The sequence below is a fragment of the Aquabacterium humicola genome (genome assembly GCF_030167915.1).
Taxonomy (GTDB): Bacteria; Pseudomonadota; Gammaproteobacteria; order Burkholderiales; family Burkholderiaceae_C; genus Pseudaquabacterium; species Pseudaquabacterium humicola.
On record NZ_JARGNB010000002.1, the window covers coordinates 612,695 to 637,641 of the forward strand.

The following is a 24,947-nucleotide window of genomic DNA, read 5'->3' on the forward strand; positions in this document are numbered from 1 at the left end:
GATGACGCGCCGGCCCGGCGGAGACCGCTCCGACGGGCCTTTTTTTCGCTGCCGCGCCGGGAAGCCACCGTGGACCAGGTTCTCATCAATGTCTTGAACGGCGTCAGCTCCGGGCTGCTGCTGTTCATGCTCAGCTCCGGGCTGACGCTGATCTTCAGCATGATGGGCGTGCTGAACTTCGCGCACGCCAGCTTCTACATGATCGGCGCCTACTTCGCGTACTCGCTGACGCGGCTGGTGGGCTTCTGGCCGGCGCTGTTCGTCGCGCCGCTGGTGGTCGGCATGGCCGGCGCGTTCTTCGAGCGCACCGCGCTGCGCCGCGTGCACAAGTTCGGCCACGTGCCGGAGCTGCTGATCACCTTCGGGCTGTCGTATGTCGTGCTGGAGGTCGTGCAGCTGATCTGGGGCCGCACGCCGGTGAACTTCGATCCGCCGGCGCTGCTGCAGGGCGCGGCGTTCACCGTGGTGCAGGGCGCCGACGGGCTGTCGATCGCGCTCGGCGCGGCGTCGGACGCGGTGTGCAAGACCGCGCAGTGCTCGCGCTTCCCGATGACGCGTGCGTTCATGATGATCGTCGCGCTGCTGATGCTGCTGTCGCTGTGGCTGCTGCTGACGCGCACCCGCATCGGCCTGGTGATCCAGGCGGCGCTGACGCATCCGGAAGCGGTCGAGTCGCTGGGCCACAACGTGCCGCGCGTGTTCATGCTGGTCTTCGGCTCGGGCTGCGCGCTGGCGGGCCTGGCCGGCGTGATCGGCGGCATTACCTTCGTCACCGAACCGGCGATGGCCGCGGTGGTGGGTTCCATCATCTTCGTCGTCGTCGTGGTGGGCGGCATGGGCTCGCTGGCGGGCGCGTTCGTCGCGTCGCTGCTGATCGGCCTGCTTCAGACGCTGCCGCTGACGGTCGACAAGTCCTTCGCCGACGCGATCAACGCGATGGGCGGCCAGGTGGGCCCGAGCTCGCCCGGCTGGCCGCTGCTGCGCATCACGCTGGCGCAGGCGGCGCCGATCCTGCCGTACCTGCTGCTGGTGCTGATCCTGGTCTTCCGGCCCAAAGGCCTGCTGGGCACGCGGGAAGGGTGAACACGAGATGAGCCACGTTCACGAATCCCGACCGCACGTCCACTTCCGCCCGTTCAACGTCGGCCGCTGGATCATCTGGGGCGGCTTCGCGCTGGTCCTCGCCGTGGCGCCGCTGCTGTGGACCAGCGGCTTCGCGCAGACCCTGCTGTCGCAGATGGGCATCGCGATCATCGCCTGCCTGGCCTACAACCTGCTGCTGGGCCAGGGCGGCATGCTGAGCTTCGGCCATGCGGTGTACAGCGGCCTGGGCGCGTTCCTCGCGATCCACACGCTGAACATGGTGACGGCGGGCACGCTGAGCCTGCCGGTCAGCCTGGTGCCGCTGGTGGGCGGCCTGTCGGGGCTGTTCTTCGCGGCGCTGCTGGGCTATGTGACGACGAAGAAGTCCGGCACCACCTTCGCGATGATCACGCTGGGCATCGGCGAGCTGGTGTGGTCGATGTCGCTGATGATCCCCGAGTTCTTCGGCGGCGAAGGCGGCGTCTCGGGCAACCGCGTGATCGGCAAGCCGGTGATGGGCATCAGCTTCGGGCCGCAGATCCAGGTCTACTACCTGATCGCGATCTACTGCTTCGTCTCCACCGCCGCGATGTACGCGCTGACGCGCACCCCGCTGGGCCGCATCCTCAACGCCGTGCGCGACAACCCGGAGCGGGTCGAGTTCATCGGCTACAGCACCCAGAACGTGCGCTACCTCGCGTTCATGATCTCCGGCTTCTTCGCCGGCATCTCGGGCGGGCTGTCGGCGCTGAACTTCGAGATCGTCACGGCCGAGGTCGTCGGCGCGGCCCGCTCGGGCGCCTACCTGCTGTTCGTGTTCCTCGGCGGCGCCACGTTCTTCTTCGGACCGATCATCGGCGCGGTGCTGATGGTCATTGCCGGCGTGCTGCTGTCGGAGCTGACCAAGGCCTGGCTGCTGTACCTGGGCATCGTGTTCCTGTTCATGGTGATGTACGCGCCCGGCGGCATCGCCAGCCTGATCATGATGAACCTGCGGCTTGCGGCCTTCGGCAAGCTGAAGCGGGTGTGGACCTCGTACCTCGCGCTCGGCGGCTCGGCGCTGGTCGCGCTGATCGGCGCCGCCGCGATGATCGAGATGGTCTACCACCTGCAGCTGAACACCGCGCTCGGTCCGCAGATGGACTTCATGGGCGCCACGCTGAACGCCAACGGCCTCGACAGCTGGTTCGGCGCGGCCTTCGTGATGCTGACCGGCGTGCTGATGTTCGAGTTCACCCGCCGCAGCTTCAGCCGCGAGTGGGGCGTGATCCAGGAAGAGATCGAGAAAGAGATCAAGCGCCGGGAGGCTCTATGAGTGCCTATGCGGTCGAGCTGCGCGACGTGCGCAAGAGCTTCGGCAAGACCGAGATCATCCGCGGCGCGAACCTGGCGGTGAAGCCGGGCGAGCGGGTGGCGATCATCGGGCCCAACGGCGCCGGCAAGTCGACGCTGTTCAACCTGATCAGCGGCCGCTTCGGTTCCACCAGCGGCGAGATCCTGCTCAACGGCGAGCGCATCGACGGGCTGACGCCGTTCCAGATCAACCGCCGCGGGCTGTCGCGCAGCTTCCAGGTCTCGAACCTGTTCGTGCGCCTGTCGGTGTTCGAGAACCTGCGCTGCGCGGTGCTGTGGTCGCAGGGCTACCGCTACGCGTTCTGGAAGTTCCTGGCCGGCGCGCACGACGCGAACGACCGCGCCGAGGAAGTGCTGGCGATGATCAAGCTCGAGCGCCGGCGCGACCACCTCGCGATGAACCTGACCTACGCCGAGCAGCGTGCGCTGGAGATCGGCATCACGATCGCCGGCGGCTCGAACGTCATCCTGCTCGACGAGCCGACCGCCGGCATGAGCAAGAGCGAGACCAAGCGCTTCATCCAGCTGATCCGCGAGGTCACCGCCGGCAAGACGCTGCTGACGGTGGAGCACGACATGGGCGTGGTGTTCGGCCTGGCCGACAAGATCGCAGTGCTGGTCTACGGCGAGGTCATCGCCTTCGACGTGCCCGATGCGGTGCGCGCCAATGCGCGCGTGCAGGAGGCCTACCTCGGTTCCGTGCTGGCCGATGCCCAGGCCGCCGAGCAGCAGGCGGCCGACCAGGCGCACGCGCCCGCTTCGGCGGGCCATTGATCACCGCGGGAACCACGATGCTCAAACTGCACGACCTGCACGCGTTCTACGGCAAGAGCCACGTGCTGCACGGGGTCAGCTTCGATGTCGGCCCCGGCGAGATCGTCGCGCTGCTCGGCCGCAACGGCTCGGGCCGCTCGACCACCGTCAAGACCATCATGGGCCTGGTCGAAGGCCAGGGCGCGGTGAGCTGGCGCGACGAGGCCATCCTCGGCCGCCAGGCCTACGAGATCGCGCACCTCGGCATCGGCTACGTGCCGGAGAACCGCGACATCTTCCCGAAGCTCACCGTGCACCAGAACCTGATGCTTGGCGAGAAGCGCGGCAAGAAGCAGCCGCGCTGGAGCTTCGACGACATGTACGGCATGTTCCCGCGCCTGAAGGAACGCCAGCACACGGAGGCCGGCGTGCTGTCCGGCGGCGAGCAGCAGATGCTGACGCTGTGCCGCACGCTGATGGGCGACCCCGACCTGATCATGATCGACGAACCCACCGAGGGCCTGGCGCCGAAGATCGTCGAGCTGGTCGCCGAGTACCTGCGCGAACTGAAGCGCCGCGGCGTCTCGGTGCTGCTGGTCGAGCAGAAGCTGACGATCGCGCTGGAGGTCAGCCAGCGCTGCCTGGTGATGGGTCACGGCCAGATCGTGTTCGAGGGCACGCCGGCCGAGCTGAAGGCCAATGCCTACGTGCGCAAGGAGTGGCTGGAGGTCTAGAGCCGGCTTCCCGCGGGATGCGGGACGCTTCCTTGGCCTGCTAGTACCGGGCGGGCGCCGGCTCGCCTGGGTGTCTCCCGCTGCGTTGCGCGCCAAGACGAGGGTTTCCACCAAGCCCGCAAGCCTTGTCGCTCCAGGGACATCGTCCGACGATGACCCATACCTAGAATCGAACGATCGTGCTTTTCCAGCACCTTACCCATTCACTTCCACCGCGTTGAAGGGGGCCTTCATGAGCGCCAGCTACGAGATCCGCGACGGCATCGCTGTCATCACGCTGAACAACCCGCCGGTCAACGGCCTCGGCTACGACACCCGCCGCGCGATCGTCGACGGGCTCGACCGCGCGCAGGCCGATGCCGCGGTGCAGGCCATCGTCATCACCGGCGCCGGCAAGGCCTTCTCGGGTGGCGCGGACATCCGCGAGTTCGGGTCGCCCAAGGCCACCGCCGAGCCCAACCTGCTGAGCGTGATCCGCGCGCTCGAGCTGAGCACCAAGCCGATCGTCGCGGCGATCCACTCCGTCTGCATGGGCGGCGGGCTGGAGCTCTCGCTCGGCTGCCATTACCGCGTCACCGCGCCCGGCGCGCAGATCGCGCTGCCCGAGGTCAAGATCGGCCTGATCCCCGGCGCCGGCGGCACGCAGCGCCTGCCGCGCGTGCTGGGGCTGGAGACCGCGCTGAACATCATCGTCAGCGGCGAGCCGGTGAAGAGCGAGCTGCTGGCCTCGCTGCCGGGCCAGAAGCTCTTCGACAAGGTGATCGATGGCGACCTGATGGCCGGCGCGATCGCCTTCGCGAAGGAAGTGGCCGCCAAGCATGCCGGCGGCGCGCCGCTGCCGCTGGTGCGCGACCTGAAGGTCTCGCACGAGAACGCCGACGGCTACATCCAGTTCGCGCGCAACACCGTCAAGGCGATGAGCAAGAACTTCCCCGCGCCGGCCAAGTGCGTCGATGCAGTGGAGATGTCGATCAAGAAGAAGTTCGACGAGGGCATGCAGGGCGAGCGCGAGATCTTCACGGCGCTGATGTTCACGCCCGAGTGCAAGGCGCTGCGCCATGCCTTCTTCGGCGAGCGAGCGGCCAGCAAGATCCCCGACGTGCCCGAGGACACGCCGCAGCGCGAGATCAGGAAGGTCGGCGTCATCGGCGCCGGCACGATGGGCGGCGGCATCAGCATGAACTTCCTCAACGCCGGCATTCCGGTGACCATCCTCGAGATGAAGCAGGAGGCGCTGGACCGCGGCATCGGCACGATCCGCAAGAACTACGAGGCCCAGGTCAAGAAGGGCAAGCTGAAGTCGGACAAGTACGAGCAGCGCATGGCGCTGCTGTCGACCACGCTGAGCTACGACGACCTGAAGGACTGCGACCTGATCATCGAGGCCGTCTTCGAGGAGATGGGCGTCAAGGAAGCGGTGTTCAAGAAGCTCGACGAAGTCGCCAAGCCCGGCGCCATCCTGGCGTCGAACACCTCGACCCTGGACGTCGACAAGATCGCGGCCTTCACGAAGCGCCCGCAGGACGTCGTCGGCATGCACTTCTTCAGCCCGGCCAACGTGATGAAGCTGCTGGAGGTGGTGCGTGGCAAGGCCACCGCGAAGGACGTGCTGGCCACGGTGATGGCCATCGGGAAGAAGATCCGCAAGACGGCGGTGGTCTCCGGTGTCTGCGACGGCTTCATCGGCAACCGCATGATCGAGCAGTACAGCCGCCAGGCCGGCTACCTGCTGGACGAAGGCTGCACGCCGCAACAGGTGGACAAGGCGGTCGAGAAGTTCGGCTTCGCGATGGGCCCGTTCCGCATGGGCGACCTCGCGGGCAACGACATCGGCTGGGCGATCCGCAAGCGCCGCGCGCAGGAGCGGCCGGGCATGCGCTACAGCAAGACCGCCGACCTGCTCTGCGAGCTGGGCCGCTTCGGCCAGAAGACCGGCGCCGGCTGGTACGACTACCAGGCCGGCAAGCGCGACGCGATCCCGTCGCCGCTGGTCGAGCAGATGATCGCCGACTACCGCAAGGAGCAGGGCATCACTAAGCGCTTGATCTCCGACGAGGAAATCGTGCAGCGCCTGGTCTTCGCGCTGGTCAACGAGGCCGCCAAGATCCTCGAGGAAGGCATCGCCAACAAGGCCAGCGACATCGACATGGTCTACCTGACCGGCTACGGCTTCCCGCTGCACCGCGGCGGGCCGCTGTGCTACGCGGACCAGGTGGGCCTGTTCAACGTCGTCGCGGCGATGAAGCGTTTCGCCGCCAACCCGCACGACGACGCCTCCTTCTGGCAGCCGGCGCCGCTGCTGGCGAAGCTGGCGGCCGAAGGCAAGACCTTCAGCTGACACCTCCACAGCCGCGGCCACCACCATGTTGAAGCGTCTCCTGCTCGGCCTGGTCGCGCTGGTCGCGCTGCTGGCCGCGGTGCTGGCGGTGAATACCTGGCGCCAGGGCTCGCGCCAGCTCGACGTGCCGCCGGTCAAGGGCCTGGCCGTCGACGAGGGCTCGGTGGCCGCGTCGCTGGCGGTGGCCATCCGCGCGAAGACCGTGTCGTCGGTCGACGATGCGGCCTTGAACGCCGACCAGTTCCGGGCGCTGCACGCGCACCTGCAGGCGCGTTATCCGAAGCTGCATGCCACGCTGAAGCGCGAGGTGGTGGGGGACCTGAGCCTGCTCTACACCTGGCCCGGCAGCGACGCCGCGGCCAAGCCGATCGCGCTGATGGCCCACCAGGACGTGGTGCCCATCGCCCCGGGCACCGAGGACGACTGGCAGGCCGCGCCCTTCGGCGGCGAGATCATGGAAGGCTACGTCTGGGGCCGCGGCTCGTGGGACGACAAGGCCAACCTGATCTCGCAGATGGAAGCGGTGGAGGCGCTGGTGGCCGCCGGCTTCCGGCCCGAGCGCACGATCTACCTCGTCTTCGGCGCCGACGAGGAGGTCGGCGGCCAGCGCGGCGCGCTGCAGATCGCGAAGCTGCTGCAGCAGCGCGGCGTCAAGCTGGAGTTCGCGATCGACGAGGGCCTGCTGATCACCGAGGGCATCATGCCCGGCCTGAAGGCGCCGGCGGCGTTGATCGGGCTGGCGGAGAAGGGCTCGGTGTCGCTGCTGCTGAAGTCCAAGGCGACGCCGGGCCACTCGTCGATGCCGCCGCCGCCGGGGCGCTCGGCGATCGCGCAGCTGAGCCGCGCGCTGCAGCGTGTCGATGCGGCGCCGATGCCGGCCGCGCTGGTTGGCGTCGCCGGGCAGATGTTCGACGCGGTGGGGCCCGAGATGAGCGGCATCGGCCGCGTCGCGCTGACCAACCGCTGGTTGTTCGAGCCGCTGCTGATGAAGCAGCTGCAGCAGGGGCAGGGCACCAACGCGATGCTGCGCACGACCACCGCGCTGACGCTGGCCAGCGCCGGCAACAAGGAGAACGTGCTGCCCGGCCGCGCCGAAGCCACCGTCAACTTCCGCCTGCTGCCCGGCGATACGAAGGACGACGTGGTGCGCCACGTCAACCGCGTGATAGACGATCCGGCGATCGAGGTCTCGGTGCTGCCGGGCGACTTCCCGCCGTCGCGCGTGTCCTCGTCCGATTCGCGCTCGTACCAGGCGATCAACCGCACGGTGCGCGAGCTGTTCCCCGGCACGCTGGTCGCGCCGGGCCTGATGCTCGGCGCCACCGATGCGCGGCATTTCGAACCCTTCACCGAGCAGGTGTTCCGCTTCTCGCCGATCCGCGCGAAGCCCGAGGACCTGGCCCGCTTCCACGGCACCAACGAACGCATCTCGCTGGCCAACCTGGCCGAGCTGGTGCGCTTCTACCACCGACTGATCCAGCAGACCGCCGGTCCGGCAGCGAGCGGCAACGCACGCGCTGCGAGCCAGTGACCCCCCATTCCCGATCCACCGAAGGAGCCTCTCCATGAGCAACGCCGTCATCGTTTCCACCGCCCGCACACCGCTGACGAAGAGCTGGAAGGGCGCCTTCAACATGACGCACGGCGCGACGCTGGGCGGCCATGCGGTGCAGCACGCCGTCCAGCGCGCGGGCATCGATCCCGGCGCGGTGGAGGACGTGCTGATGGGCTGCGCGAATCCCGAGGGCGCGACGGGCGCCAACATCGCGCGCCAGATCGCCTTGCGCGCCGGCCTGCCGATCACCGTGGGCGGCGTCACCGTCAACCGCTTCTGCTCCAGCGGCCTGCAGACCATCGCGATGGCGTCGCAGCGCATCATCGCCGGCGAGGGCGATGTCTACGTCGCCGGCGGCGTCGAGAGCATCTCCTGCGTGCAGCAGGAGATGAACACGCACATGCTGCAGGACTCGTGGTTGAAGCAGCACAAGCCCGAGATCTACTGGAACATGCTGCAGACGGCCGAGAACGTCGCCAAGCGCTACTCGATCCCGAAGCAGCGCATGGACGAGTACGGCGCGGCCAGCCAGCAGAAGGCCTGCGCGGCGCAGGAGGCGGGCAAGTTCAAGGACGAGATCGCGCCGATCATCGTGACCGCCGGCGTCGCCGACCCGGTGATGGGGCTGCGCTCGAAGGAAGTGACCGTCAGCGCCGATGAAGGGCTGCGGCCGGGCACCACCGTCGAAGGCATCCAGGGCATCCGCTCGGCGATGCCCGGCGGCGTGGTGACGGCGGGCAATGCCAGCCAGTTCAGCGACGGCGGCGGCGCCTGCGTGATCGTCAGCGACACCTACGCGCAGCAGAAGGGCCTGAAGCCGATCGGCCGCTTCCTCGGCTTCGCGGTGGCCGGCTGCGAGCCCGACGAGATGGGCATCGGCCCGGTGTTCGCGGTGCCCAAGGTGCTCGGCCGCCTGGGCCTCAAGGTGAGCGACATCGACCTGTGGGAGCTCAACGAGGCCTTCGCGGTGCAGGTGCTGTACTGCGCCGACAAGCTCGGCATCCCGATGGACCGGCTGAACGTCAACGGCGGCGCGATCGCCGTCGGCCATCCGTACGGCGTCAGCGGCCAGCGCCTGACCGGCCATGCGCTGATCGAAGGCAAGCGCCGCGGCGCCAAGCGCGTCTGCGTGACGATGTGCATCGGCGGCGGCATGGGCGCCGCGGGCGTCTTCGAGGTGCTGTGACGATCGGGCAGGGGCGTACGACGTGACCGCCGCGCTGCGCACGCCGGACGAACGCTTCGCCGCGTTGCCGGATTTCCCCTATGCGCCGCGCTACCGCGACGACCTGCCGGCGCTGGAGGGTCTGCGCCTGCACTACATCGACGAAGGTCCGCGCGATGCGAAGGCGACCGCGCTGTGCCTGCACGGCAACCCGAGCTGGAGCTACCTCTACCGACGCATGATCCCGGTCTTCACCGCGGCCGGCCTGCGGGTGGTGGCGCCCGACCTGATCGGCTTCGGGCGATCGGACAAGCCGGTCGATGCGGCCTGGCACCGCTTCGACCACCATCGGCAGATCCTGCTGGAGTTCGTCGACCAGCTCGACCTGCAGGACGTGATGCTGGTGTGCCAGGATTGGGGCGGCCTGTTCGGCCTGACGCTGCCGCCGTCGCAGCCGATGCGCTTCACCCGGCTCCTGGTGATGAACACCGCGCTGGGCACCGGGCGCGTCACCGAGGGCTTCCGCCAGTGGCGGGCGTATTCCAACGCCCAGCCGGACCTGGCCGTAGGCCGCCTGCTGGCGCGCGGCAAGCCGGACATGACGCCGGCCGAGATCGCGGCCTACGACGCGCCGTTCCCCGACCCCGCCTACAAGGCCGCGCTGCGTGCGTTCCCGAACCTCGTGCCCGACGGCGACGACGCGCCGGGTGCGGCGTCGTCGCGCGCGGCCGCCCGCTGGTGGCGCGACGAGTGGCGCGGCGCCAGCTTCATGGCCATCGGCATGCAGGATCCGGTGCTCGGTCCGGCGGCGATGCAGGCGCTGCACGCCACCATCCGGGACTGCCCGCCCCCGCTGGAAGTCGCTGAAGGTGGCCACTTCGTCCAGGAGTGGGGCGCGCCGATCGCGCGTGCGGCACTGGCGCACTTCGAGCTCGACCGATGAACCTCGAACGCTGGCAGGCCATCTTCGATCGCGCGCCCTTCGTCAAGCACCTGGGCGTGCGCATCGACGCGGCAAGCCCCGGCGAGTTGCACACCTCGCTCGTCGTGCAGCCGCACCACCTGCAGCACACCGGCTTCGTGCATGCCGGCGTCATCACCACGCTGGCCGACCACTCGGCCGGCGCCGCGGCGCAATCCAGCCTCGGCGATCCGCTGGCCGGCACCGATGGCGACGCCGGCAACCCCGGCCGTTCCGGCTACGTCGTCACCGCCGAGCTGAAGGTGAGCCTGCTGCGCGCGGCCAAGGGCGGCCGGCTGCGCTGCGTCGCGCGCGTGCTGAAGACCGGCCGGCAGATCGTCTTCACCGAATCCGAGGTCTGGTGCGACGACGGCCAGCGCGAGCAACTGGTGGCCAAGCTGAGTGGCACGATGGCGGTGGTGCCGCCGGCCTAGATCCCGTCCTTACCGAGAGCCCCATGCGACAGACCATCGATTTCCTGCTCGACGACTGGCTGCAGGTCGGCGAGCTGTTGCAGCGCCCGCGCTTCGCCGAACATTCGCACGAGACCTTCACCCAGGTGCTCGACACCTGCGAGCGCATCGCGCGCGAGAAGTACGCGCCGTTCAATCGCCTCGTCGACACCGAGGAGCCGAAATTCGACGGCGAGCGGGTGATCCTGCCGCAGGCCACGCACGACGCGTGGAAGGCCTACGGCGAGTCCGGCATGCTGAGCGCCGCGCAGGACCACGAGATCGGCGGCATGCAGCTGCCCTATACCGTCGAGTCCGCGGCCAACGGCTTCTTCGGCAAGGCGTCGGTCAGCATCGGCGGCGGCCTGCTGACGGTGGGCAACGCGAACCTGCTGATGGCCCACGGCACCGCAATGCAGAAGCAGGTGTTCGCGCTCAACGAGTTCAGCGGGCGCTGGTCCGGCACGATGTGCCTGTCCGAGCCGCAGGCCGGCTCCAGCCTGTCCGACGTCGCGACGCGGGCCGAGCCCGATGGTGCCGACTTCGAGGCCGACCCGCTGGGCCCGCGTTTCCGGCTGACGGGCAACAAGATGTGGATCTCGGCCGGCGAACACGAGCTGACCGAGAACATCATCCACCTCGTGCTGGCGAAGATCCCCGGGCCGGACGGCAAGCCGATCCCGGGCACCAAGGGCATCTCGCTGTTCATCGTGCCGAAGAAGCTGGTGAACACCGACGGCGAGCTCACGGGCGAGCGCAACGACGTTGCGCTGGCGGGCCTGAACCACAAGTGCGGCTGGCGCGGCACGACGAACACGCTGCTGAACTTCGGCGAAGGCAAGTTCACGCCGGGCGGCCGGCGCGGCGCGGTCGGCTACCTCGTCGGCCGGCCGGGCGAGGGCCTTCGCTGCATGTTCCACATGATGAACGAGGCGCGCATCGGCGTCGGCATGGCGGCGACGATGCTCGGCATGGCTGGCTACGAAGCGTCGCTCGAGTACGCGAAGCAGCGCCCGCAGGGCCGGCCGATCACCGAGGGCGGCGGCAAGCAGAGTGCGCAGCCGCAGGTGCCGATCATCCAGCACGCCGACGTCAAGCGCATGCTGCTGGCGCAGAAGTCGTATGCCGAAGGCGCGCTGGCGCTGGAGCTTTACTGCGCGCGCCTCGTCGACGAGCAGCACACCGGCGCGCCCGACGCCTCGCGCGAGGCCGGGCTGCTGCTGGAGGTGCTGACGCCGATCGCCAAGAGCTGGCCCAGCGAGTGGTGCCTGGAGGCCAACAGCCTCGCGATCCAGGTGCTCGGCGGCTACGGCTACACCCGCGACTTCCCGGTCGAGCAGTACTGGCGCGACAACCGCCTGAACATGATCCACGAGGGCACGCACGGCATCCAGGCGCTGGACCTGCTCGGCCGCAAGGTCATCATGGACGGCGGCGCCGGGCTGAAGCTGCTGGCCGGACGCGTCAATCGCACGATAGAACGGGCGCTGCAGGTCGATGCGCTGAGCGAGCAGGCCAATGCGCTGGCCGGTGCGCTGCAACGCCTGGGCGCTGCCACCAAGTCGGCCTGGGCGAGCGGCGTTCCCGAAGAGGCGCTGGCCAATGCCACGCCCTACCTGCAGGCCTTCGGGCACGTGGTGCTGGCGTGGATCTGGCTGGACGTTTCGCTGACCGCGCGCGAGCACCTCGCGAAGGAGGAAGCCTTCTTCCGCGGCAAGCTGCAGGCGGGCCGCTACTTCTTCGACTACGAGCTGCCGAAGGTCGACGCCTGGCTGGCGGTCGTCGCCAGCCGCAACCCGACCTGCCGCGAGATGCGCGAGGAGTGGTTCTGATGAGCGCCGCCCCCGATGTCGCACGCACCATCCGCCGGCTCGAGGCGTGGACCTGGATCCTGCTGTACGGCGGCCTGCTGCTGCTGTGCTTCGGCCTGGCGGTCGAGGCCATCGACTTTCCGCTCGGCTGGACGATGGTGGTCGCCGGCGCGCTGGTCGCCGGCGCCGGCGTGCTGCTGATCTACCTGCGCTCGCGCTTGCCGGGCGACACTCCATAACCTGCGAAAGACACGTCATGAGCACCCCGATCTCGAAACTCTTCGACCTCTCCGGCCGCATCGCGCTGGTCACCGGCGGCTCGCGCGGCCTCGGCCTGCAGATCGCCGAGGCGCTCGGCGAAGCCGGCGCCAAGGTCATGCTGACGTCGCGCAAGGCCGGCGACCTGGAAGAGGCCGCCGCGCAGCTGTCGGCCAAGGGCATCGACGCGCGCTGGATCGCCGCTGACGCCAGCGATCCCGACGACGCGCGCCGCGTCTGCGCCGAGACGCTGGAGCGCCTGGGTCACGTCGACATCCTGGTCAACAACGCCGGCGCCGCGTGGGGTGCGCCGGCCGAGGACCATCCGCTCGAGGCCTGGGACAAGGTGATGAACCTGAACATCCGCAGCCTGTTCGTCTTCAGCCAGGCCATCGCCAAGTCGTCGATGATCCCGCGCCGCTCCGGCCGCATCATCAACGTCGCGTCGATCGCCGGACTCGGCGGCAACCCGGCCGGCATGGAGACGGTGGCCTACAACACCAGCAAGGGCGCGGTGGTGAACTTCACCCGCGTGCTGGCCGCCGAGTGGGGCGAGCACGGCATCACCGTCAACGCGCTGGCGCCGGGCTTCTTCCCGAGCAAGATGACCCGCGGCACGCTGGAGCGCATGGGCGAGGACAAGCTCGCCGCGCACGCGCCGCTGCGCCGCCTGGGCGACGACGACGACCTGAAGGGCGCCGCCGTGCTGTTCGCGTCCCAGGCGGGCAAGCACATCACCGGGCAGATCCTGGCGGTGGACGGCGGCGTGTCGTGCGTCTCGGGCGGATGATGAAACGAAGCGCGCGGGCCGAGCGCCGGGCCGCCCCAAGCCGGCCCGCGATCCCCTCGGGGGCTGAGCCCGGACGTGGACAGTCCAGTGGACTGTCCACGCCTGGCGAAGGGCCGAGCTGCAAGGCTCGGCGCGGCCTGCAGGGCCGGCCGATGTACTCATCGGACGAGGGGCCGACATGAGCAAGAAGCCGCCGCCGCTGCCCTTCCCGGTGCGCATTCCCTTCGTGGAGAAGCTCGGCCTCGAGCTGCACGGCTTTCGCGACGGCCATGCCGAGCTGCGCTGTGACCTGCACGAGGCGCTGCTGAACTCGTGGGAGGTCGCGCACGGCGGTGTCGTGATGACGATGCTCGACGTCGCGATGGCCCATGCCGCGCGCAGCGCGCACGCCTCGGGCCAGGGCGTCGCGACGATCGAGATGAAGACCAGCTTCATGCGGCCTGCCGAAGGCGAGCTGCGTGCCATCGGCAAGCTGCTGCACAGGACAACGACGATGGCCTTCTGCGAAGGCTCGCTCTACGACGAGCACGGCGCGCTGTGCGCGCAGGCCACCGGCACCTTCAAGTACCTGCGTGGGCTGCCGGCCCGCGGCCGCGTGACCACGCAGACCCCGACCCCCCCGAACCCGCCTTCCAAGGACAGCCCATGAGCCTCGTCAACCAGCAGATCCTGCTCGCCTCGCGCCCTACGGGCGAGGCCACGGTCGACAACTTCCGGCTGGTGCAGACGCCGGTGCCCGCGCTGCAGGACGGCCAGGTGCTGGTGCGCAACCACTACCTCAGCCTCGACCCGTACATGCGCGGCCGCATGAACGACAGCAAGAGCTACGCGCAGCCGCAGCCGCTGGACACGGTGATGATCGGCGGCACCGCCGGCGAGGTGGTGGCGTCGAACAACGAGGCCTTCAAGGTCGGCGACACCGTCGTCGGCATGGGCGGCTGGCAGGACTACGTGATCGTCGACGCGTCGCAGCGCGGCCTGCTGCGCACGGTCGACACCACGCACATCCCGCTGTCGGCCTACCTCGGCGCGGTCGGCATGCCCGGCGTGACCGCGTGGTACGGCCTGGTGAAGATCATCGCGCCGAAGGCCGGCGAGACCGTCGTCGTCAGCGCGGCGTCGGGGGCGGTCGGCAGCGCCGTGGGGCAGCTGGCGAAGGTGCGCGGCTGCCGCGCGGTCGGCATCGCCGGCGGCGCGGACAAGTGCCGCTACGTCGTCGACGAGCTCGGCTTCGACGCCTGCGTCGACTACAAGGCGCACCGCGATGTGAAGGCGCTGTCCGCTGCGCTGAAGGACGCCTGCCCGGCAGGCATCGACGGCTACTTCGAGAACGTCGGCGGTGTCGTGCTCGATGCGGTGATGCAGCGCGCGAACGCGTTCTCGCGCATCGCGCTGTGCGGCATGATCAGCGGCTACGACGGCCAGCCGATCCCGATGGCCGCCCCGCAGCTGCTGCTGACCAACCGCATGAAGCTCGAAGGCTTCATCGTCAGCGAGCACATGGACGTCTGGCCCGAGGCGCTGAAGGAGCTCGGCACGCTGGTGGCGACGAAGAAGCTGAAGTACCGCGAGACGGTGGCGCAGGGTCTGGCCGCGGCGCCGGAGGCCTTCCTGGGCCTGCTGAAAGGCCGCAACTTCGGCAAGCAACTGGTGAAGCTGGTCTGAGGGCGGACCGCGTGGGGGCACGATGACGCTGCGCTGGACCTGGTGCCGCTTCGGCGACCTGGACGCCGACAGCGTCTACGACATGCTCGCGCTGCGCAACCGCATCTTCGTCGTCGAGCAGAACTGTGCCTACCTCGATCCCGACGGCCTGGACCGCGACAGCTGGCACCTGCTCGGCCGCGACGACGCCGGCGTGCTGCGCGCCTACCTGCGCGTCGTCGATCCGGGGCTGAAGTTCGCCGAACCGTCGATCGGCCGCGTGGTGCTCGATGCGGCGATGCGCGGCAGCGGCGCCGCCGACGAGTTGCTGCGCGTGGCACTGCAACGTTGCGACGAGGTCTGGCCCGGCCGCGGCAACCGCATCGGCGCGCAGGCGCACCTGCAGCGCTTCTATGGCCGGCATGGCTTCGTCACCGCCGGCGATCCGTACGACGAGGACGGCATTGCGCACGTCGACATGTGGAGGGCACCGCGATGATCACTCGAGGGGCAGACATGACGCACGAGGTCCTGAACCAGAGCACGCCGCTCGCCGACGTGAACCTCTTCACCGGCAACCGCGCGCTGCAGGATGCGCTGCGCTTCAACGCGCCGTCGCTGGACACGGCGCGTCTCGTCGCGCTCGGCGCCGAGATGGGCTCGTCGGCGATGCAGCAGCATGCGCGGCTGGCGAACCTGCATTCGCCGGTGCTGCATTCGCACGACCGCTTCGGCCGGCGCATCGACCAGGTGGAGTTCCATCCCAGCTACCACGTGCTGCTGGGCGCCGCGCTGCGGCATGGCCTGCATGGCACGCCGTGGTCGCTGGGCGCCGGCGGGCACCTGGAGCGCGCCGCCGGCTTCATGCTGTTCACCGAGGGCGAACCGTCGGTGCTGTGCCCGGTATCGATGAGCTACGCGGTGACGCCGGCACTGCGCGTCGAGGAAGCGCTCTACGCGGACTGGGGGCCCAAGATCACGTCGACGCAGTACGACCCGCGATTCGCGCCCTGGCATGCGAAGAGCGCGGTGACGCTGGGCATGGGCATGACCGAGAAGCAGGGCGGTTCGGACGTGCGCGCGAACACCACGCGGGCCGAGCCCGATGGCAGCGACCGCTGGGGCGCGCGCTACCGCATCACCGGCCACAAGTGGTTCATGTCGGCGCCGATGTGCGATGCCTTCCTGGTGCTGGCGCAGACCGCGGGCGGCCTCAGCTGCTTCTTCCTGCCGCGTCTTTTGCCCGATGGGTCCGTCAACGCGATCCGGGTCCAGCGCCTGAAGCACAAGCTCGGCAACCACGCCAACGCCAGCTCGGAGGTCGAGTTCAGCGACGCCACCGCGTGGCGCGTCGGCGAGGAGGGCCGGGGCGTGCCGCAGATCCTGGCGATGGGCGCGCTGACGCGGCTGGACTGCGCGCTCGGCACCGCCGGACTGATGCGCCAGGCCTTGAGCATCGCGCTGCACCACTGCGAAGAGCGGCGCGCCTTCGGCAAGCGGCTGATCGAGCAACCGCTGATGAAGAACGTGCTGGCCGACCTGGCGCTCGAGAGCGAAGCCGCCACCGCGCTGGCACTGCGTCTGGCACGGACCATCGACCGCACCGAGAACGGCAGCGACGAGCACGAGGCCGTCATGCGCCGCGTGCTGACGCCGATCGCCAAGTTCTGGATCTGCAAGCGCGGCAGCCACTTCGCGCAGGAGGCGATGGAATGCCTCGGCGGCAACGGTTACGTCGAGGAGAACGGCGAAGGCGTGATGGCGCGCATCTACCGCGAGATGCCGCTGAACTCGATCTGGGAGGGCGCCGGCAACATCATGGCGCTGGACCTGCTGCGCGCGCTGCGCGGCGGGCCGGTCGGCGAGGCGCTGCGCGACGAGGTGGCACCGGCGCGCGGTGCGCACCCGGCCTTCGACGCGATGCTCGACCATGTGCTCGAGGGGCTCGACGGTGTCACCGAGGAGACCGAGGCGCGTCGCCTCGCGCGCGACACTGCGCTGGTGATCCAGGCGGCGCTGCTGAAGCAGCATGCGCCGTCGGCGGTCTTCGGCGCCTTCTGCGCCGCGCGGCTGCAGCAGGGCTCGGACGTGTTCGGCGCGCTGCCCTCGGGCTGCGGGCTCGACGCGATCATCAGCCGCGCTCAGCTGCACTGAGGCACCGGACAACGAGACACGAGCATGGCCACCAGCGACCTGATCCTGCACCACTACCCGAACTCGCCGTTCTCCGAGAAGGTGCGCCTGATCCTTGGCGCCAAGGGCCTGGCCTGGCGCTCGGTGCACATCCCGGTCGTGATGCCCAAGCCCGATGTCGTTGCGCTGACCGGCGGCTACCGCAAGACGCCGTTCCTGCAGGTTGGTGCCGACATCTACTGCGACTCCGCGCTGATCGCGCGCCTGCTCGAGCAGCGCCAGCCGTCGCCGACGCTCTATCCCGCGTCGCTGCCGCTGGCGCCGCAGTTCGCGCAATGGGCCGACTTCCACCTGTTCTGGTGCGCGGCGGCCTGGGCGATGCAGCCGGCAGGCGCCGTCGCGATGCTGGGCGACGCCGGCCCCGAGCTGCTGCAGCACTTCGCCGCCGACCGCGCGGCGATGACCTCGGGCATGAAGCGCATGACGCTGGCTGATGCAGCCGTGCAGCTGAAGACGCACCTGGCGGCGCTCGACGCGCAGCTGGCGCAGGGCGGGCCGTACCTCTTCGGCGCTGCGCTGTCGATCGCCGACTTCGCGGTCGCCCACTGCGTGTGGTTCATCCGCAAGGCGGCGCCGGTCGCGCACGTCCTGAATCCCCATCCGGCCTTGCTCGCCTGGTCGGACCGCATGCAGGCCTTCGGCCATGCGACGCACGACGACCTGACCAGCACCGAGGCGATCGCCATCGCGGCCAGCGCGCCGGGTCATGCAGCGACGACGGTCGAGCCGTCGCTCGGCTTCGAAGCCGGGCAGCCCGTGAACGTCTACGCCACCGACTACGGCTGCGACCCGATCGCCGGCACGCTGGTCGGCCTGTCGGCCGGCGAGGTGGTCATCCGCCGCACCGACGAACGCGCCGGCACCGTGCACGTGCACTTCCCGCGCGCCGGCTTCCAGATCAAGAAGGAAAAGCTCTCATGAAGGATTTCAAGGGCCGCACCGCCGTCATCACCGGCGCCGCGTCCGGCTTCGGCCTCGAGGCCTCGCGCATCGCCGCGCGGCGCGGCATGAACGTCGTGATGGCCGACGTGATGGCCGAGCCGTTGGCACAGGCCGCGGCCGAGATCGAGGCGCTGGGCGCCGCGGTGCTGCCGTTCCGCGTCGACGTCTCGAAGGCCGCAGAAGTCGAGGCGCTCGGCGCGGCGGCGAAGGCGCGCTTCGGCGCGCCGCACATCGTCTTCAACAACGCCGGCATCTCCTGCGGCGGGCTGATCTGGGAACACTCGCTGAAGGACTGGGAGTGGACCGTCGGCGTCAACCTGATGGGCGTCGCGCACGGCGTGCGCGTATTCACGCCGATGATGCTCGAAGCGGCCGCGTCCGATCCGGGTTATCAAGGCCATGTGATCAACACCGCGTCGATGGCCGGCATGGTCAACATGCCGAACATGGGCGCCTACAACGTCACCAAGCACGCGGTGGTGTCGATCAGCGAGACGCTGTACCAGGACCTGTCGCTGGTCACGGAGCAGGTGCACGCGCACGTGCTGTGCCCGTACTTCGTGCCCACCGGCATCGCCCGCAGCGACCGCGCGCGGCCGGCCGAGCTGCAGGATGCCGGCGCGACGCTGACCCCCAGCCAGCGCGCGGCCAAGCTGCTGGGTGAGAAGGCGGTGTCCAGCGGCCGCGTCTCTGCCGCCGACGTCGCGCAGTTCGTGTTCGACGCGATCGAGGCGAACCGCTTCTACGTCTTCAGCCATCCGAACGCGAAGGCGCTGCTGCCGATCCAGGCCCGCCTGGACGACATCGTGGCCCTGCGCAACCCGAGCGATCCGTTCAAGGACCGGCCGGAGCTGCGGCAGCTGCTGAAGGATGCCCTGAAGGGCTGACGCGGCCGGCCGGCTACGCCTTGGTTGCCTGGCTCGCGAACAGCCAGGCCTTCGCCGACAGCGACAGCACCTGCGGCAGGCCGCCGAAAGCCTCGGCGAGCGCGGCGCCTTCGACGAGGTCGCCTTCGTCCAGCACCTCGGCGAGGGTCAGGTACGCGGTCCACGGGCCCTCGCGGTCCAGCAGTGCGGCGGCAGCCTGCGGATGCAGCTGCAGCGACGCGAGCGCATCGTCCAGCCGCGCCTGCAGCAGCTGCGGCAGCATCGAGGCCAGCCCCATCGTGAACAGCGCGCCGGCGGCCGCCTCGCCACGCGCTTCGGCCAGCAGCTCGAAGAAGCGCGCGCGCGCCAGCGCCATCGATTGCAGCGCCGACGACGCGGGTCGCGCCGGCGCCTGCCGCACCAGCAGCACCGACACCCAGCGGTAGAGCTCGTTGCGGCCGAGCAGCGCAACCGCCTGCTCGATCGAGCCGAGCTCGTCGCCGTTCGGATTCAGCGCCGCGCTGTTGAGCTGGCGCAGCAGCCGGTAGCTCAGGCCGACGTCGGCCTTGATGGCCGCGACGACCTCGGCGGTGTCCGCATCCCGCGCCAGCCGGCTCATCAGCCGCAGCAGTTGTTGCACCTGCGCCGGCAGCGCGCGGGCTTCCTTCGGCTCGAGGCTCCCGTCCAGGCTGCAGGCGGCGAGGTTCACGCCGACGAAGAGCGCGGCCTCCAGCGCGTCGATGCCCGGCAGGTCCAGCACGACCAGCGGCAGCGCCGGGTCCGCCGTGCGCTGCGAGCGCAGCACGTCGATCAGCGCGGCGATCGCCCCGTCGATCGCGTGGAACAGCAGGAAGTCGGGACGCGCCTCCGGCGGCAGGCCGTCCGGCGTGGCCCCGGGACGCCAGCCGATCGATGCACCGGCACCGCGCCAGGCGGCGAGCAGCCCCGGCAGCTCGGCCGCGGGCGGATCGTCGGTGCCACGGGCCGCCAGCGCGATGTGCATGCCCGGCTGCAAGGCCTCGTGGCCGGCGCGCGCCAGCCAGCCGGCGGGCAGCTCGCTGAACGCCACCTGGCCGCGCTGCGCGGTCAGCCGCATCGCGGCCAGCACCGCCGTCGTGCCGGCCGCCGCGGCGGCCGGATCGGCGCGCTCGCGCAGGCGCTGCAGCGCCGCATCGGCGATGCGGAACTCGAAGCCGACGATCGCGCCCTTCGTCGACACCAGCGGCCGGTGTGCGCCGACCGCGACCGGCAACACCGCCGGCGGCAGCGACGGGGCACCGGGTTCGCGCCGCTGGCCCCGGGGCGGTGAGGGCGGCGGGGGCGCCGGTGGACGCCCAAGCAGGCGATGGAACAGCCTTCGCAACATGGCCGGCAGGCTAGCGCATCGCCTTGCCGCGGGAACTGGGCATTGACCCCCGGTCGCCGGCTTCGGCATCGGCCTGACCCCTTGCTGGCGGGTGCTGGACCTGCAGGGCGCGTTCAAGCGGACTGGCGAAGCTGCAGCCGGGGCTCGGCCAGGTAGGTCTGGCGCTTGGTCGCCGGGTCGCCGATGCGGGCCATCAGCAGCGTGGCGGCTTGCTCGCCGAGTTCGCCGGGACGGATGTCCATCGTGCTCAGCGGCGGGTTGGAGTGCGCGGCATCCAGCACGTTGTCGAAGCCGATCAGCGCGAAGTCGGTGCCCGCGCGCAGCCCGCGCTCTCCGAGCGCGGCCATCGCGCCGAAGGCGGTGATGTCGTTGTAGCAGACGGCCGCCGTGCTGCGCGGCGAGCGGTCCAGCAGCGCCATCATCGCTTCATGGCCGCCGGCGCGCGTGGCGGGCGCGGGCGCGAGCAGCGCGTCGTCGTGCTCGAGTCCGGCCGCGCTCAATGCACTGCGGTAGCCGGCCAGTCGCTGCTCGTAGACGATGCCCGATTGGCCGCCCAGGAATGCGATGCGCCGGTGGCCCGCGGCGATCAGGTGGCGCGTGGCGGCGGCCATGCCCGCCTCGTTCTGCGGGCCGACGAAGTCGTAGGCGCCGGGGCCGAGCGAACGCACCATGATGACCAGCGGCAGCCCCCATTGCTGGATCTCCTTGGGCAGCGACTTCGGCGTGCCGAGCGCCGGGCACAGCGCGATGCCGGCGACGTTCTGCTCGCGCATCGACAGCAGCACCCGGCGCTGGCGGTCGACCTGGTCGTGCGTGTGCGCCATGAAGACGATGTAGCCGGCATCCACCAGTCGCCGCTCGATGCCCACCAGCACCTCGGCGAAGAACGGGTTCATCAGGTCGTTGATGACGACGCCGATCACGTTGGTGGACTTGCTGCGCAGCTCCGCGGCGCGACGGTTGTAGACATAGCCGATGCGCTGCGCCTCGGCGCGCACCCGATCGGCGGTCTCCTCGCGGATCAGCGGGCTGCCCTGCAGCACGAGCGAGACCGTCGACTTGGACACGCCGGCGGCTTGCGCGACGTCGATGATCGTCGGCGGTCGGGTGGTGGACTCTGGTTTGCGCATGGGATTCGGGGTTTTCCCGCGTTGGTTCATGTGGCCCTTGACCTGGCGGAATTGGAACGTTCTAATCATTCCACTCAACCGTTCCAAACAAGTCTAGCGGACTCCCCTTCATGATCCGTACGAAGCCCCCTGTCGGCTGGGGACTGGTCGGCGCCAGCAACGTGGCGCGGCAGTTCATGGTCGATGCCATTCGCGCCCAGTCAGGCCACGACGTGGTGGCCGTCGCCAGCGGCGACCTGGCGCGCGCCCGCGCCTTCGCCGGCGAGTTCGGCATCGCGCGTGCCTGCGATGACGTCGCGGCGCTGCTGGCCGATCCGGCGGTGCAGGCGGTCTACATCAGCAGCACCAACGAGCGGCACGAGGCGCAGGCGCTCGCCGCGGCCGCCGCCGGCAAGCACGTGCTGTGCGAGAAGCCGCTGGCGCTCGATCTCGAAGCGGCGCACCGCATGGTGCGCGCCTGCCGCGAGGCCGGCGTGGTGCTCGCGACCAACCACCACCTGCGCAATGCCGCGACGCACCGCCGCCTGCGCGAACTGGTCCGCGAGGGCGCGATCGGCCGGCCGATCGCTGCGCGCGTCTTCCACGCGGTCTACCTGCCGCCGCAGCTGCAGGGCTGGCGCATCGACAACCCGCAGGCCGGTGGTGGCGTGGTGCTCGACATCACCGTGCATGACGTCGACACGCTGCGCTTCATCCTCGATGCGGAGCCGGTCGAGGCGGTCGCGCTGGGCCAGCAGGCCGGCATGGGGCAGGGCGGGCTCGAGGACGGCGTGATGGCCGTGCTGCGCTTCGACAACGGCGTGACGGCCCAGTTGCACGACGCGTTCACGATCGCGCATGCCGGCACCGGCATCGAGATCCACGGCGAACGCGGCTCGCTGTTCGGCCGCGACGTGATGACGCAGCGCGCCACCGGCACGCTGACGCTGCGTGACGACCGCGGCGAGCGGCCGGTGGACGTCGTGCACGAGAACCTCTACATCCGCGGCGTCGCGGCGTTCTGCGCCGCGATGGCGGGCGAAGGCGTGCCCTCGGCGAGCGGCGAGGACGGCGTGCGTTCGCTGGCCGCTGCGCTGGCGGTTCAGCAGGCCTGCCGCGGCGGCCAGCGCGTGGCCATTGCGCCCTCGGCGTCCACCGACGGAGCCGGCGCATGAAGCTCATCACCGCCGACCAGGCCGCCGCACTGCTGCGCGACGGCGACGTGATCAGCGTCAGCTCGTCCAGCGGCCTGGGCTGCCCCGACAAGGTGCTCGCCGCGATCGGCGCGCGCTTCGAGCGCGAGGGCGCGCCGCGCCGGTTGACCACGCTGCACCCGATCGCCGCCGGCGACATGTACGGCATCCGCGGCATCGACCACCTGGCCCGCCCGGGGCTGCTGTCGCGCGTGCTGGCCGGTTCGTATCCCAGCGGGCCGTCGTCGCTGCCGATGCCCGAGATCTGGCGCATGGTGATCGACAACCAGGTCGAGGCCTACAACGTGCCCAGCGGCCTGATGTTCGACATGCACCGCGATGCGGCCGCGCGCCGCCCCGGCGTGCTGACGCAGGTGGGCCTGGGCACCTTCGTCGATCCCGAGCTGCAGGGCTGCGCGATGAACGCCGCCGCCGCGCAGGGCGAGCCGGTGGTGCGCAAGGTGGAGTTCGACGGCCGCTCGTGGCTGTACTTCCCGGCCGTCGTGCCGCGCGTGGCGATCATCCGCGCCACCACCGCCGACGAACGCGGCAACCTGAGCTACGAGCACGAGGGCGCGCTGCTCGGCGGGCTGGAGCAGGCGCTGGCCGCGCGCAACAACGGCGGCATCGTCATCGCGCAGGTCAAGCGCATGGTCAAGGCCGGCACGCTGCGGCCGCACGATGTGCACGTGCCCTGCAACCTGGTCGACCACATCGTGATCGATCCCGACCAGTGGCAGACCACGCAGACGCCGTACGACCCGGCGATCAGCGGCGAGATCGTGCAGCCGGCCGCGGCCTTCGAGCTGCAGCCCTGGGGGCCTGAGAAGGTGATCGCCCGTCGTGCGGCGATGGCGCTCGCCGCCGGTTCCTGCGTGAACCTCGGCTTCGGCATCTCGGCCAACGTGCCGCGCATCCTGCTCGAGGAAGGCCTGCACGACGAGGTGACCTGGGCCATCGAGCAGGGCGCCGTGGGCGGCATGCCGCTGCTCGGCTTCGCGTTCGGCTGCGCGGCCAATGCCGATGCCATCGTCTCGTCGCCGAACCAGTTCACCTACTTCCAGGGCGGCGGCTTCGACGCGACGCTGCTGTCCTTCCTGCAGGTCGACGGCGACGGCAGCGTCAACGTCTCCAAGCTCGGCGCCAGGCCCTACCTGACCGCGGGCTGCGGCGGCTTCGTCGACATCACCGCGCACGCGCGCCGCATCGTGTTCTCCGGCTTCTTCACCGCCGGCGCGCAGCTCGAGGTCGGCGACGGCCGCCTGACGATCGTGCGCGAGGGGCGCTCGCGCAAGTTCGTGCGCACCAGCGAGCACATCACCTTCAGCGGCCGTGTCGCGCGCCAGCGCGGCCAGCGCGTCACCTACGTCACCGAACGCTGCGTGATCGACCTGGAGGCCGACGCGCTGGTGGTGCGCGAGATCGCGCCCGGCGTCGACCTGGACCGCGACGTGCTGGGCCAGTCCGAGGTGCCGCTGCAGGTGGCGTCGGACCTGAAGACGATGGATGCGGTGCTGTTCCGGCCGGAGCCGTTCGGCCTGCGGCTGGCGTCGAAGGAGGTGGGCCATGGCTGAGCCGATGGTGCGCATCGAACGCGACGGCACGCTGGCGACGGTGACGCTCGCGCGCGCCGCGAAACTGCATGCGCTGACGCCGTCGATGCTCGACGAGCTGGAATCCGCGGCGCGGGCGATCGACGCCGATGCGGCGATCCGCGTCGTGATCCTCGGCGCCGACGGCGACAAGGCCTTCTGCGTCGGCGCCGACATCGGCGAGTGGTCCGCGCTCGCGCCGCTGGACATGTGGCGCCGCTGGACGCGGCGCGGCCACCAGGTCTTCGACCAGTGGGCGCGGCTGCGCCAACCGGTGATCGCCGCGCTCAACGGCCATGCCTTCGGCGGCGGTCTCGAACTGGCGATCACCGCGGACATCCGGCTGGCCGCCGAGACCGCGCAGTTCGCGCTGCCCGAGGCCTCGATCGGCACCTGCCCCGGCTGGTCCGGCTCGCAGCGGCTGGTCGGCCTGGTCGGCCCGGCGCAGGCCAAGTACCTGGCGCTCGCCGGGCGGCGCATCGACGCTGTCGCGGCGCGCTCGATCGGCCTGGTGCACGAGGTGCATGCGGCCGCCGACCTGGGCGCCGCGGCCCGCGCGCTGGCCGAAACGATGGCGGCGCAGGCGCCGGTGTCGCTGCAGCTGACCAAGCAGCTGATCAATGCCGCGGCCGGCGAAGGCGCGGCCGCCGTGCTGGAAGGACTGGCCGGCGCGCTGTCGGCCACCACGGCGGACGCGGCCGAAGGCCTCGCGAGCTTCAAGGAGCGGCGGCCGCCGCGGTATTCCGGCCGATGAGTGCCGGCCAATGAGTGCCGGCCGCTGACCGCCGA

22 protein-coding genes and 1 pseudogene are annotated in these 24,947 nt (G+C 70.2%); 21 read left to right on the forward strand and 2 right to left on the reverse strand.

Annotation, left to right across the window (positions count from 1 at the left end; all coding sequences use genetic code 11):
- The first annotated feature begins 126 nt into the window (after positions 1–126).
- The 18 genes and pseudogenes from P1K89_RS13065 to P1K89_RS13150 all read left to right on the forward strand — a co-directional run bounded on the left by P1K89_RS13065 (position 127) and on the right by P1K89_RS13150 (position 18,919).
- Positions 127–1,083: a branched-chain amino acid ABC transporter permease gene (locus P1K89_RS13065; RefSeq protein ID WP_439897992.1), complete on the forward strand. Its 957-nt coding sequence runs from the start codon at positions 127–129 to the stop codon at positions 1,081–1,083.
- Positions 1,084–1,090: 7 nt separating this feature from the next.
- Positions 1,091–2,398 carry a branched-chain amino acid ABC transporter permease gene (locus tag P1K89_RS13070; RefSeq protein WP_284616892.1) on the forward strand — a complete coding sequence of 436 codons (1,308 nt, stop codon included), beginning with the start codon at positions 1,091–1,093 and terminating at the stop codon, positions 2,396–2,398.
- Entirely contained in the window at positions 2,395–3,210 is an 816-nt protein-coding gene (locus tag P1K89_RS13075; protein ID WP_284616893.1) for an ABC transporter ATP-binding protein, read from the forward strand. The genes P1K89_RS13070 and P1K89_RS13075 overlap by 4 nt, the downstream gene beginning before the upstream one ends.
- A gap of 17 nt (positions 3,211–3,227) precedes the next feature.
- Positions 3,228–3,923 (forward strand): ABC transporter ATP-binding protein, encoded by a 696-nt coding sequence (locus P1K89_RS13080; protein WP_284616894.1) that lies wholly within the window; start codon positions 3,228–3,230, stop codon positions 3,921–3,923.
- Positions 3,924–4,155: 232 nt separating this feature from the next.
- Positions 4,156–6,261, forward strand: coding sequence for a 3-hydroxyacyl-CoA dehydrogenase NAD-binding domain-containing protein (locus P1K89_RS13085; RefSeq protein ID WP_284616895.1), 2,106 nt, complete (start codon positions 4,156–4,158; stop codon positions 6,259–6,261).
- Positions 6,262–6,277: 16 nt separating this feature from the next.
- Positions 6,278–7,792: pseudogene (locus P1K89_RS13090) on the forward strand (M20 family peptidase); the annotation flags it as partial.
- Between the two features lie 34 nt (positions 7,793–7,826).
- Positions 7,827–9,002 carry an acetyl-CoA C-acyltransferase gene (locus tag P1K89_RS13095; protein ID WP_284616896.1) on the forward strand — a complete coding sequence of 392 codons (1,176 nt, stop codon included), beginning with the start codon at positions 7,827–7,829 and terminating at the stop codon, positions 9,000–9,002.
- Between the two features lie 22 nt (positions 9,003–9,024).
- On the forward strand, positions 9,025–9,924 hold the full coding sequence (locus P1K89_RS13100; protein ID WP_350081200.1) for a haloalkane dehalogenase: 900 nt from the start codon (positions 9,025–9,027) through the stop codon (positions 9,922–9,924).
- Positions 9,921–10,376, forward strand: coding sequence for a PaaI family thioesterase (locus P1K89_RS13105; RefSeq protein ID WP_284616897.1), 456 nt, complete (start codon positions 9,921–9,923; stop codon positions 10,374–10,376). The genes P1K89_RS13100 and P1K89_RS13105 overlap by 4 nt, the downstream gene beginning before the upstream one ends.
- 23 nt (positions 10,377–10,399) lie before the next feature.
- Positions 10,400–12,226, forward strand: coding sequence for an acyl-CoA dehydrogenase (locus tag P1K89_RS13110; RefSeq protein ID WP_284616898.1), 1,827 nt, complete (start codon positions 10,400–10,402; stop codon positions 12,224–12,226).
- Positions 12,226–12,444, forward strand: coding sequence for a hypothetical protein (locus tag P1K89_RS13115; RefSeq protein ID WP_284616899.1), 219 nt, complete (start codon positions 12,226–12,228; stop codon positions 12,442–12,444). The genes P1K89_RS13110 and P1K89_RS13115 overlap by 1 nt, the downstream gene beginning before the upstream one ends.
- Before the next feature lie 17 nt (positions 12,445–12,461).
- On the forward strand, positions 12,462–13,253 hold the full coding sequence (locus tag P1K89_RS13120) for an SDR family oxidoreductase (RefSeq protein WP_284616900.1): 792 nt from the start codon (positions 12,462–12,464) through the stop codon (positions 13,251–13,253).
- A gap of 178 nt (positions 13,254–13,431) precedes the next feature.
- Positions 13,432–13,902, forward strand: coding sequence for a PaaI family thioesterase (locus P1K89_RS13125; RefSeq protein ID WP_284616901.1), 471 nt, complete (start codon positions 13,432–13,434; stop codon positions 13,900–13,902).
- Entirely contained in the window at positions 13,899–14,918 is a 1,020-nt protein-coding gene (locus P1K89_RS13130; protein ID WP_284616902.1) for an NADP-dependent oxidoreductase, read from the forward strand. Before P1K89_RS13125 ends, P1K89_RS13130 begins: the two co-directional genes overlap by 4 nt.
- Positions 14,919–14,940: 22 nt before the next feature.
- Entirely contained in the window at positions 14,941–15,396 is a 456-nt protein-coding gene (locus P1K89_RS13135) for a GNAT family N-acetyltransferase (protein ID WP_284616903.1), read from the forward strand.
- Between the two features lie 17 nt (positions 15,397–15,413).
- Positions 15,414–17,051, forward strand: coding sequence for an acyl-CoA dehydrogenase family protein (locus tag P1K89_RS13140; RefSeq protein ID WP_284616904.1), 1,638 nt, complete (start codon positions 15,414–15,416; stop codon positions 17,049–17,051).
- A 24-nt stretch (positions 17,052–17,075) separates the two neighbouring features.
- On the forward strand, positions 17,076–18,011 hold the full coding sequence (locus P1K89_RS13145; RefSeq protein WP_284616905.1) for a glutathione S-transferase family protein: 936 nt from the start codon (positions 17,076–17,078) through the stop codon (positions 18,009–18,011).
- Positions 18,008–18,919 carry an SDR family oxidoreductase gene (locus P1K89_RS13150; protein WP_284616906.1) on the forward strand — a complete coding sequence of 304 codons (912 nt, stop codon included), beginning with the start codon at positions 18,008–18,010 and terminating at the stop codon, positions 18,917–18,919. The genes P1K89_RS13145 and P1K89_RS13150 overlap by 4 nt, the downstream gene beginning before the upstream one ends.
- A gap of 13 nt (positions 18,920–18,932) precedes the next feature.
- Here the strand turns inward: P1K89_RS13150 and P1K89_RS13155 are convergent, their stop codons facing one another.
- Both P1K89_RS13155 and P1K89_RS13160 read right to left on the reverse strand, forming a co-directional pair.
- Complete coding sequence (locus tag P1K89_RS13155; protein WP_284616907.1) at positions 18,933–20,153, reverse strand: HDOD domain-containing protein; 1,221 nt, start codon at positions 20,151–20,153, stop codon at positions 18,933–18,935.
- 224 nt (positions 20,154–20,377) lie between these two features.
- On the reverse strand, positions 20,378–21,394 hold the full coding sequence (locus P1K89_RS13160; RefSeq protein ID WP_284616908.1) for a LacI family DNA-binding transcriptional regulator: 1,017 nt from the start codon (positions 21,392–21,394) through the stop codon (positions 20,378–20,380).
- A gap of 110 nt (positions 21,395–21,504) precedes the next feature.
- Here P1K89_RS13160 and P1K89_RS13165 point away from each other — a divergent pair, with 110 nt between their 5' ends.
- From P1K89_RS13165 to P1K89_RS13175, 3 genes are read left to right on the forward strand one after another with little or no spacing between them, the layout of a single operon-like run.
- A complete protein-coding gene (locus P1K89_RS13165; RefSeq protein ID WP_284616909.1) occupies positions 21,505–22,548 on the forward strand; it encodes a Gfo/Idh/MocA family protein in 1,044 nt (347 codons plus the stop codon).
- On the forward strand, positions 22,545–24,140 hold the full coding sequence (locus P1K89_RS13170) for an acyl CoA:acetate/3-ketoacid CoA transferase (RefSeq protein WP_284616910.1): 1,596 nt from the start codon (positions 22,545–22,547) through the stop codon (positions 24,138–24,140). The genes P1K89_RS13165 and P1K89_RS13170 overlap by 4 nt, the downstream gene beginning before the upstream one ends.
- Positions 24,133–24,912, forward strand: coding sequence for an enoyl-CoA hydratase/isomerase family protein (locus P1K89_RS13175; protein WP_284616911.1), 780 nt, complete (start codon positions 24,133–24,135; stop codon positions 24,910–24,912). The genes P1K89_RS13170 and P1K89_RS13175 overlap by 8 nt, the downstream gene beginning before the upstream one ends.
- Positions 24,913–24,947 lie beyond the last annotated feature (35 nt).

Bases quoted from the DNA above. Each gene is read 5' to 3' on its own strand.
- P1K89_RS13065 (WP_439897992.1), top strand. From the start codon at position 127: ATGCTCAGCTCCGGGCTGACGCTGATCTTCAGCATGATGGGCGTGCTG.
- P1K89_RS13070 (WP_284616892.1), top strand. From the start codon at position 1,091: ATGAGCCACGTTCACGAATCCCGACCGCACGTCCACTTCCGCCCGTTC.
- P1K89_RS13075 (WP_284616893.1), top strand. From the start codon at position 2,395: ATGAGTGCCTATGCGGTCGAGCTGCGCGACGTGCGCAAGAGCTTCGGC.
- P1K89_RS13080 (WP_284616894.1), top strand. From the start codon at position 3,228: ATGCTCAAACTGCACGACCTGCACGCGTTCTACGGCAAGAGCCACGTG.
- P1K89_RS13085 (WP_284616895.1), top strand. From the start codon at position 4,156: ATGAGCGCCAGCTACGAGATCCGCGACGGCATCGCTGTCATCACGCTG.
- P1K89_RS13095 (WP_284616896.1), top strand. From the start codon at position 7,827: ATGAGCAACGCCGTCATCGTTTCCACCGCCCGCACACCGCTGACGAAG.
- P1K89_RS13105 (WP_284616897.1), top strand. From the start codon at position 9,921: ATGAACCTCGAACGCTGGCAGGCCATCTTCGATCGCGCGCCCTTCGTC.
- P1K89_RS13110 (WP_284616898.1), top strand. From the start codon at position 10,400: ATGCGACAGACCATCGATTTCCTGCTCGACGACTGGCTGCAGGTCGGC.
- P1K89_RS13115 (WP_284616899.1), top strand. From the start codon at position 12,226: ATGAGCGCCGCCCCCGATGTCGCACGCACCATCCGCCGGCTCGAGGCG.
- P1K89_RS13120 (WP_284616900.1), top strand. From the start codon at position 12,462: ATGAGCACCCCGATCTCGAAACTCTTCGACCTCTCCGGCCGCATCGCG.
- P1K89_RS13125 (WP_284616901.1), top strand. From the start codon at position 13,432: ATGAGCAAGAAGCCGCCGCCGCTGCCCTTCCCGGTGCGCATTCCCTTC.
- P1K89_RS13130 (WP_284616902.1), top strand. From the start codon at position 13,899: ATGAGCCTCGTCAACCAGCAGATCCTGCTCGCCTCGCGCCCTACGGGC.
- P1K89_RS13135 (WP_284616903.1), top strand. From the start codon at position 14,941: ATGACGCTGCGCTGGACCTGGTGCCGCTTCGGCGACCTGGACGCCGAC.
- P1K89_RS13140 (WP_284616904.1), top strand. From the start codon at position 15,414: ATGACGCACGAGGTCCTGAACCAGAGCACGCCGCTCGCCGACGTGAAC.
- P1K89_RS13145 (WP_284616905.1), top strand. From the start codon at position 17,076: ATGGCCACCAGCGACCTGATCCTGCACCACTACCCGAACTCGCCGTTC.
- P1K89_RS13150 (WP_284616906.1), top strand. From the start codon at position 18,008: ATGAAGGATTTCAAGGGCCGCACCGCCGTCATCACCGGCGCCGCGTCC.
- P1K89_RS13160 (WP_284616908.1), bottom strand. From the start codon at position 21,394: ATGCGCAAACCAGAGTCCACCACCCGACCGCCGACGATCATCGACGTC.
- P1K89_RS13165 (WP_284616909.1), top strand. From the start codon at position 21,505: ATGATCCGTACGAAGCCCCCTGTCGGCTGGGGACTGGTCGGCGCCAGC.
- P1K89_RS13170 (WP_284616910.1), top strand. From the start codon at position 22,545: ATGAAGCTCATCACCGCCGACCAGGCCGCCGCACTGCTGCGCGACGGC.
- P1K89_RS13175 (WP_284616911.1), top strand. From the start codon at position 24,133: ATGGCTGAGCCGATGGTGCGCATCGAACGCGACGGCACGCTGGCGACG.